This window comes from Pseudomonas rhizozeae, from assembly GCF_031583775.1.
Taxonomy (GTDB): Bacteria; Pseudomonadota; Gammaproteobacteria; order Pseudomonadales; family Pseudomonadaceae; genus Aquipseudomonas.
Genome location: NZ_JAVLSB010000035.1, coordinates 47502 through 56628, shown reverse-complemented (window position 1 = coordinate 56628; position 9127 = coordinate 47502). Strand labels below are relative to the sequence as shown.

The 9127-nt window shown below is 60.5% G+C and carries 2 protein-coding genes and 1 pseudogene; all 3 read right to left on the bottom strand.

Going from position 1 to position 9127, the window contains the following annotated elements; genetic code table 11:
- Positions 1-799, bottom strand: a pseudogene (locus RG836_RS11135) (hypothetical protein); the annotation flags it as partial.
- Between the two features lie 15 nt (positions 800-814).
- Positions 815-2689, bottom strand: coding sequence for a hypothetical protein (locus RG836_RS11130; protein ID WP_310845408.1), 1875 nt, complete (start codon positions 2687-2689; stop codon positions 815-817).
- A gap of 113 nt (positions 2690-2802) precedes the next feature.
- Entirely contained in the window at positions 2803-9039 is a 6237-nt protein-coding gene (locus tag RG836_RS11125; RefSeq protein WP_310845406.1) for a hypothetical protein, read from the bottom strand.
- Positions 9040-9127 lie beyond the last annotated feature (88 nt).

The window sequence follows — 9127 nt, the reverse complement described above, 5'->3', positions numbered from 1 at the left end:
TGTCGACCACGATGCGCGTTTCCTGGCACCAGTCTTCGGATTGGTTGTTCACCAGGTCCCTGATCATGAAGGTCACGGCCAAACCCGCAGGGCCGGTGTCCTGCGCATCGAGAATGGTTTTTTCATCGGCGGTGATGACGATGGGATGGCCGGCAGGATCGTCGATCTGTTCCTGGGTCACGGGTGCCGAGCGTACGAACTGGCCGCCCCAACTCAAGGTGCAGACATCGCCCACGGCGATGTTCGGGTAGGGCCGCGGGCTGTCATTGCCGGGTTTGGCCCGGACGGTAATCTTGACCCCAGCCTTGGCAATGTCCTTGTCGACCCCATCGAGGACAATCTGCGGATCGATGTACATGTGCAACGCCGAGTGCACGCCTGGTTCGGGGTCCAGGTCCTGGCCGCCGGGGAGTTCGAGTTTGACGTAAAGCCTGAGCGGCGGGGTGAAGGTTTCAGGCGCCTGGTTGCGCCGCGTCACTCGGTAGCTCAAGGTATAGGAACCGCTGGGCAAGCGCCCCGGAGCCACCCACAAAATCGTCGGCTCGGTGATTTCGGTGGGGTCGCCGATGCTGTGTTGATCCACCGTGGCGTTATTGAGCAGCAGCTCAACCTTGTCGCCCAGGTCTTTGGTGGACCAGATTGGAATCTGCACCTTCAACCCCCGGTCCGGAAAATTGCCCCGGGCGGCAGCGAAGTTGATGCCCCACTCGCCGGATGGCAGCGCTGGCTCGGTGCGGCCGGGGATCGCGGGTTCGAGCAGGGTGGAGGACGAGCGGTTTTTTTCAGGCTGGATAAGCATGGCCATGCGCCCTCGCTAACGACCCACCGTGAACACTAAAGAATTGGACTGGCTGGTTTTGCCTGTTGCCACGCGCCAGATGCGGTACTTGACTTCCACCGTCTGGCCACGGTTCGCCTCAATGTGCTGCGCGACAAACGCAGCATTCAGCGCGAAATCCACATTCCTGCCTTCAGTCAAAGCGTTGATGGTTCTGGATTGCTCGGTCTCGCCGCTGGCTTCGCCGACCCAGGTGAAGGTCACGATGTCATTGCGTTTGGTCGGATTGTCTGCAGGGTTGGGCACGATCAGTCGGGTGGTGCCACCAGGTAAGTCATCGGGTTCCAGCACGCCATCCTGCTCACCTTGGAGAGTGGGCTTGGCCAGCTCGAATTGGCGCTCACCCACATCCAGCGCTTGAGCTGTGAGTGACGGACGTCGGATTATCTCGTCATCTTCACCGGCACGCAGGTGAGTGTAAGACAGGGTCAGCGTGCCACCTTCCAGTGTCTTGAGGTGCTTGCCCTCCACCGGAATGAAAAAGCCTTCCTCAGCCTGGATTTCATCTTCGCTTGGGAAATACCAATCAAGAAAAGGGTTGTAGGTGCTCAGGTCAGGGCGCAGGCCCAACCAATTGAGTTCGATCGCGTCTAGAAACATAAAATCCTTGTTGAAGGGAATGTTGACTTCAACTGCGGTCAGGTCCGGATCAAGCTTGCCTTCTTGCTCGTCTTCGATGAGGGGGGCAGCCAATTGCTCGACCTCACCGATGATGTTGATAAACCGCGAAGGGGATGTTTGCAAGGGGGTGCCGTTGCGCTCCACCGTGTAAAAAAAGCTCACCTGGGTTTTTGCCAACTCCCGGACCGCAACATTGGGAACACTGAGGAACAACAGAACGGGCGGGGTGTTAGTGATGGTTTTGCGGGTCTGGGTATGGTGGGGTCTGCCACCGTAAGTGGTACCTGTGAGATTCAGGATAATGGTGTCGTCGAGCTTGAATTCATCGACTGACTCCGCCCAGACCATGACCTCCAGGTCTTCACCCGCCAACTCGTCCAGATGCAGGTCAGAGCCATCGGTTCTGCTGATGATGGGGGCCAACAGTGGTGAGTCGCCGAGCTTGACCTTGATGTGCTCCGGGGTGCACCAGTCGGTGGAAACGTTGTTCACTTGATCCAGGACTCTGAACGTGACGGACATGCCCTCGGGTCCGGTGTCCCGGGCATCAAGGATCGCTTGTTTGCTGACGCTGATGACCAGTGGATGGTCATCAGGGCTGTCGATCTGATCCTGTGTCACCGGGTCCGACAACATGTACTGCCCGCCCCAGCTCAAGGTGCAGATGTCGCCCACGGCGATACCCGGGTAAGGGGCCTGGCTAGTAGCGCCCGGTTTGGCCTTGATCGTGACGTCGATGCCGTCACCGACGTTATCTTCGTTCACACCATCGCGCAGAATGTCCGGGTCGATCTCCATATGCAGCTCGGAATGCCGGCCTTCCTCAGGGTCCAGGTCTTCGCCTCCGGGTACATCCAGTTTTACCATGAGCTGCAGCGGCGGTTCGAACAGCTCTGGCGCCTCATTTCGCCGGGTGAAGCGATAGGTCAGCGAGTGCGAGCCGGACTCGATGACCTCGGGCGCAACCCATAACGTCGAGCGCGTTTCCACCTCAACGGCCTCGCTGATGAAGTGCTGGTCGACCACGGTGCCGTTCAGCAACAGCTCGATCCTGTCCCCCAGGCCCTGTCGCGACCAGGCCGGAATCCAGACCTTCAGCCCCTTTTCGGGGTAGTTGCCCTTTGCCGCGGCCAGGTTGATGCCCCATTCTCCGGAGGCCAGTTCCGTGCGATCGGGTACCTCCGGTTCGAGCAGCGCCAGAGAAGCTTTATTCGAGGGTTGAATGAGCATGATCGGAACTCCATTGAGGGGGAAGTCGATAGTGATTTAAAGACTCGTGAAGCCACTTCCGCTACTGTCAGATCTGACAGTAGCGACGAGTGGTTGAGTGTTGCCGCTAGCCACTACCTCAGGCCCATCCCTCGCGCGTGGCCGAAGTTGTCTGCCAACGGTGATTCGTCGCCGCCGCCAACCATTTGTTTGGTGTAGTAACGTCTGGTTATGACGGTGCTATGAACGGTATTGCTCCAGTAGTACCAAGCATTGCCTGGTTGCCAGCGGCCGTTATAAGCGTTGAAAATTTCCCGCAATTCACCAATGGAGGGAACCCGCGCGCCAGCCGCCGTCGCTGCTGCTGTTATCTGCGAGAGCGTGCCGGCGCCCAGGTCAAGGCATTGGATAGCTCCTGTAACGATCACCAAATACTGTTTGGATTGGTTAGCGGTGTCCCTGACCGAAATATAGGCTTGGCCTTTGCCACGCACGGTGACTCGCCCATTGGATTCGACGAAGGCCACTGCCGGGCTACTGGACGCATAGGTGTAAGGCGGGATGCCGCCGGACGCCACATGATGGACCGATGTACTGCCGTCAAAATTCGGCAGGACCCCACTGGGGGACATGTACACTTTCCCCGCCAGCGTCACGGTGTTGGTATTGAAATTAAGCGGCGGGATAGGTGACTCCACGGTAAACGTCCGAGCACCCGAAGTCTGTCCCGTGGTGACGGCTCTCGCGGTGATCGAGTGATTGCCGAGGCCCACTGATAAGTTGGTTGACCAGGTACGCGAGCTGTTGGCTGTGGCATACGGTCCGGCAACATTGTTGTCGTAGATCTGCACCTGATGCGACGGCGTGACCTGGCCTGTGAGGCTCACGGTCCGGTCGGTCGTCTTACCGCCGTTAGCCAGTTCCCCGCGTGAATCCTTGACCGACGTGATCTGCGGCGCAACGTGCGAGGCGACGGTGAATGGCCACGGCCCGCTGGTGCCGGGATTGACGGTGTATTCAGCACGGGCTGTCAGGCTGTAGTACTTGGCCGTCAAGCCACTGTAGACAAAGCTCCAGACCCTGTTTGCACCCACGTCCACCGTGCTTACCGGGGCGCCGCCATCCAGCACGGTGATGCGCTCTCCGGGCGTGCCGCCCCCGGTCGCCGTCACCGAGGTCTGGTAGGTGGTGGCGTTAGGTGAAACGTGCGCGCCCGCGCTGTCGACGACAGAGGTAATGCTCGGCTCAATCATCGCCGCCACGGTGAAGCTTCTTACGCCAGACTCCGGCTCGTTGCCGTACAGCGCTTTGGCGGTCAGTTGGTAAGGCTTGCGCGTCAAGTTCGTCAGCGTGTGAGTCCACGTACCACCGCCGGGCACGGGGATCGGGTTGCCAATCGGTGTGTTGTTATCTCGCAGCTGGATGCGTTCATTGGGGCTGGCCGGGCCGCTCAAGGTCACGCTGGTTTGGTAAGTGCTGCCGCCATTGCCGATGGCGGTGTTCTTGGCATCGATGACTGAAGTGATCTGCGGGGTGACGGCCTGTAAGACGTGAAAAACTCTCTCCACGCTGGAAACCGGATTGGCGTTGTAGAGGGCTTTAGCGGTAATGCGGTGCACGGTATAGGCCAGTCCTGTCAGACGATGCTTCCATACGCCGGCCCCATCGATATTCGCTTTGCCCTTGGACGCCGAGCCATCGAAAATTTCCACCTGCTCGTTCGGGAGGCCGGAACCAACCAGATCCACGAGGTTGTCGTAAGTCAGACCGTTGTGATCGACTTCTTTTTTGGAGTCGCGTACCGAGTGGATCTCCGGCCGCTGGGCCCTTTCCACCGTAAACGTGTGAGGGTCCGATTCCGGTTGGGTACTGTAAAGCGCCTTGACCTTGAGGGTGTGGGTGGCAATGGTCAGCCCGCTCAGCTCTCTGTCCCAGGTGCCGTTGGCTTTCACCGTCGTGACCGGAGACACGGCGGTGGCACCGTTGTACAACTGCACCTGCTGGTTGCGGTTGGCCGTGCCGGAGAGGGTCACGCGGGTTTCGTAGGTTTTGCCATTGTTCGGCACTTCGCCTTTTGAATCCTGTACCGATTTGATGATTGGCTGAACGGCCAACGCCACCTCGAACGTGCGCACCGGCGACTCCAGCCCAGGACCGTAAAGCGCCTTGACCTTGATGGGGTAGGTGGCGATGGCCAGCCCTGTCAGGACTCGGCTCCAAATGCCGTCATTACCTACGGTGGTGGCCGGCGCGATGGCAGTGCTGCCGTTGAATATTTGCACCTGCAGGTTCGGGTAGGCAGTGCCGGTGAGGGTCACGCTGGTTTCGAAGGTCACCCCGTTAGGGACTATCTCGCCTTTGGAGTCCTTCACTGATTCGATAACCGGTGCCTCGGCCCGCGCTACGACAAACCTGCGCACCGCCGATTCCGGTTCGTGGCCATACAGTCCCCGGACCTTGATGAGGTGGGTAGCAATGCTCAGCCCGGTCAGTTGCCGGGCCCAGTTACCTCCGTTGTCGACAGGGGTGACCGGTGGCACGGCGGAGCTACCGTCGTAAATCTGCACTTGGCGGTTCGGGTTGGCCGTGCCGGTGAGGGTGACGCGGTCATCAAAAGTAATACCGTCAGGTGCCAGTTCGCCTTTTGAGTCCGTCACGGTTTTGATAATCGGCTCCTCAGCCAGTTCGACCGTGAACCTGCGAGAGCCTGATTCCGGTTGGGTACTGTAAAGCGCCTTGACCTTGAGGGTGTGGGTGGCAATGGTCAGCCCGCTGAGGTCTCTGTCCCAGGTGCCATCGGCTTTCACCGTCGTGACCGGAGCCACGGCGGTGGCACCGTTGTACAACTGCACTTGCTGGTTCGGGCTGGCCGTTCCGATAAGGCTGACGAGGGTGTCGAAGGTCTGGCCTCCGTCCGCCACTTCGCCTTTTGAATCTTTTACCGAGCTGATCGCCGGCGTCACAGTCACCGCCACCTCGAAGGTGCGTATGGCTGATTCCGGTTCGTGACCATACAGCGCCCTGACCTTGATCGGGTAGATGGCGAAGGCCAGCCCCGTCAGGACTCGGCTCCAAATGCCGTCATCACCCACGGGGGTGGCCGGCGCGATGGCAGTGCTGCCATTGAATATTTGCACCTGCTGCTTTGGATAGGCCCTGCCGGTGAGGGTCACACTGGTTTCGAACGTCACGCCGTCGGGGGCAATTTCACCTTTGGAATCTTTTACGGATTCGATAATGGGCGGCTCGGCTCGCTCCACGCTGAAGCTGTGCACCGCCGATTCCGGTTCGCGACCATAGAGCCCCCGAACCTTGATGGCGTGAGTGGCGATGGCCAGGCCGGTGAGTTCCTGCGTCCAGTTGCCGTCGGTGTCTACCGGAGTGGCCGGTGGCACGGCTGTACCTTCGTCGTAAATCTGCACCTGGCGGTCCGGGTTGGCTCGGCCAGTGAAAGTGACGCGGGTGTCGAAGGTGATGCCGCCGGAGGCCACCGGTCCTTTCGAGTCGGTGACCGAATCAATGATCGGCGGCATCGCAAAGTTCGCGGTGAAGGTCCGGGGGTCGCTGCTGACGGGCACGGCGTCATACAGCGCGGTGGCGGTGATGCTATACAGGCGCTCCGTCAGGTTGACAATCCGCCGCTCCCATTGCCAGTCGGCACTGACATCAGCGATGCCCATTGACAGCGAACCGGCGTCGAAGAGTTCGATGCGTTCACCCCGGGTGCCGGTGCCTTTGAGAGTCAGCTCAGCATCGAAGGTGGTGCCGCCTTCCGCGACCTCCCCGCGAGAGTCGGCGACACGGGTGATTTCCGGCGTCAGGTAGTCATAGCGGGTGCGCACGCGCAGCGGTAAACGAGGGAATTCGATCGCGTCGGATTCCGCCAGGCTACGATCGAAGGCGACTTTACACACGACGACGGCGGGTGAGTCGTGGGCCAGTTTCAGCAGCTCACTGCGCAGCAAGGTTTCGCGCAGGCCATTCGCAGCCTGGGCCGCAGAGATCTCTTCACCCTTGAGCAACTCGATAACGTATGAACCGCCGGACAGAGCATCCCCTACCAATGAGAGCCAGGCCTTCTGCCGGGCCGCAGCGAAGGGCCAGGTGCCGACGGTCACGGTGGCATTGCCCGGGGTTTCCATCAGGTCGAGCACGCCGGCGACCGCTTCCGGCACCTGCGGGCGAGGCAATTCGGTGTCCGGATCCTGGAACGACAAGACGTTCACGCTCCTCGGTTCGGAGGGCGTCCGAATGCCGTAGCGCAACACATCGTAATCGACCAGCACCGTACGCCCGATATTGGCGCCGACCACCGTGGCGGGCAGGTGAAACTGGACGCTGCCGCTGTCATGCCCCGGCAGTTCCAGGTCAACGGAGCTGCCGGCACCGGGCGTGCCGACCCAACGCAAGGCCACGACGTCCAGCGCCGGATTCATGCTCTCGTAGCCGGCCTCGATATCAACGCCACCCAGCGCGGCCATCGGGTTCAGATCGCCGTCCGGGGCCTGCAACACATCGGGTGGCGGCAGTTCACCCACCAATTCGCCGATCAGCAGATCCAGCATTAACGAATAGCTGTAGCGTTTGGTGGCGGCGCGCCACAGGACATAGCGCACTTTGACGCGCCGGCCGATGTTGGTGATCACATAGTCGGCGCGCACCCGGAAAGGTATGCGTTTGCCCGCCGTAAGCGTGGTAATCGGCACTGAGTCCTGCCAACTGCCCCCCGGGCCCGCGCCGAGCCAGTCACACGTGAGGATGTCGCCGGCCGCCGTGCCGAGGTAATCGACCCGGACGGTCACGAAATCACCCACCTGGGTCGGGTCGAGGATGTCGGGCGGATCGGCCTCCACGACGACGGGCACGGGCAATTCGCCACGCATTTGCCCCACTCGCACCAGCAGGTGTTCGGACCTGCTCACTCCATGGCTCGACATCTCATCGTTCGACACCCGATAAGACAGGTCAAGGCTGCCGTCGGCGAGCACGCTGATGTGCTCGCTGCCCACATAAAACTCAATGCTTCCAACGGCTGCTTCATTGGCGCTGACCGTGTGCTGGTCCTCATGCACATACGGTTGCCCATTGGATTTTCGCCCGAGCCAGATCAGGTTGATGAAGTCACCGTTGGTCATGCCAGGGTAGGCGACATCCACGGTCGCGATGCGTGTGCTGGGTTCCAGCGTGTCACCCAGCACTTCGCGGATGACCGGTTGGGGCAGCAACCAGATATCGCCAATAACGTCGGCGTAGGCGCGGTGCGAGCGAATCGGCGGGCTGCCATCCGCTTTGTTCAGGGCGTAAAAGACCGACGCCGAACCCATGGCGGCGGCTCGGACGATGTCGTAAGGCACGTACAGTTCGAGAATGCTATCGGTCTCGTCCACCGTTTTAGACCCGGTGTGATACAGCGGCCGACCTTCGCGAGGTACGCTCGTCCAAGTCAGCATCACCGTGTCGCCCAAGTCAAAATCCGCTGGCCGTGCGCGCACGTAGACCGTGACGTCTTCCTTATCAAGCAGCTCAAGATCAATGATGCCGTCGTCGGCGTTTTTGATGATGGGCGCTTCCAGCTTGGTTTCACCCGCCTCGACCAGCACGGACGCGGTTTTCGACATTTCCATCGCGAAGTTGTTGACCTGGTCGTAGACGTCGTAGCGCACGGTCAGTGCAACGCTATCGCCGGCGGCAAGAATCGTCGCCTGGTCGGCGGTGATGACGATGGGTTCGCGGCCCTCGGCCTGCGCCTGGTTGACCCTGTGGGGCGCTATCCACACGGTGCCCCACTGCACGGCAACCGAGTCGCGCAGGGCGATGCCGCGATAGGCCTCGACGGTCAGGGGCACTCCGTTCTTCGCCCGCTCGGCACTGACGCCGTCGCGGATGACGTCCTCGGGTAACAGCACCGGTTTCAGATGGGAATGACCCGGCAGGTGCGGGTCAGTATCAACACCGGCCGGCCGATCCAGTTTGACCAGCAGCCGCAGCTCGCTCGAGGGCGGCTCCGGCGCGCTCGCGCCGTTGCGGGTCAATTGGTAGTACACCGGTTCGACCCAGCCAAGGGTCTCAAGGACCGGGGCAATTGGCAGGTAAAAAAACAGCGGTTTATCGACCTCGTCCGGCTGCACTTCCAGGTCGAAAACTTTTTTCCCGCCCCAGTAAACGTCGTGCTTGTCACCGGCCTGCATCGGGTTGTAAGCCGGGATGGCACATAACAGTCCTGCCGGTGAATCCTCGACCGCATTGATGTTGATCCCGCCATCGCCGTCGACCACTGGCACGCTCAGGTTGGCAATCTGCAACGGACGCATGGCCAGGGGCGAGGTCTCGGTTTCAATACGCGGAAACAGGTACACGGAGAAGGCTGTCATGTTGCGCACTCCTGGCCAATGCTCAAAGAAAACGGATCGTTTTATTGGGCGGTAAATAGACGCCGAGGACTACTGTCAGATCTGACAG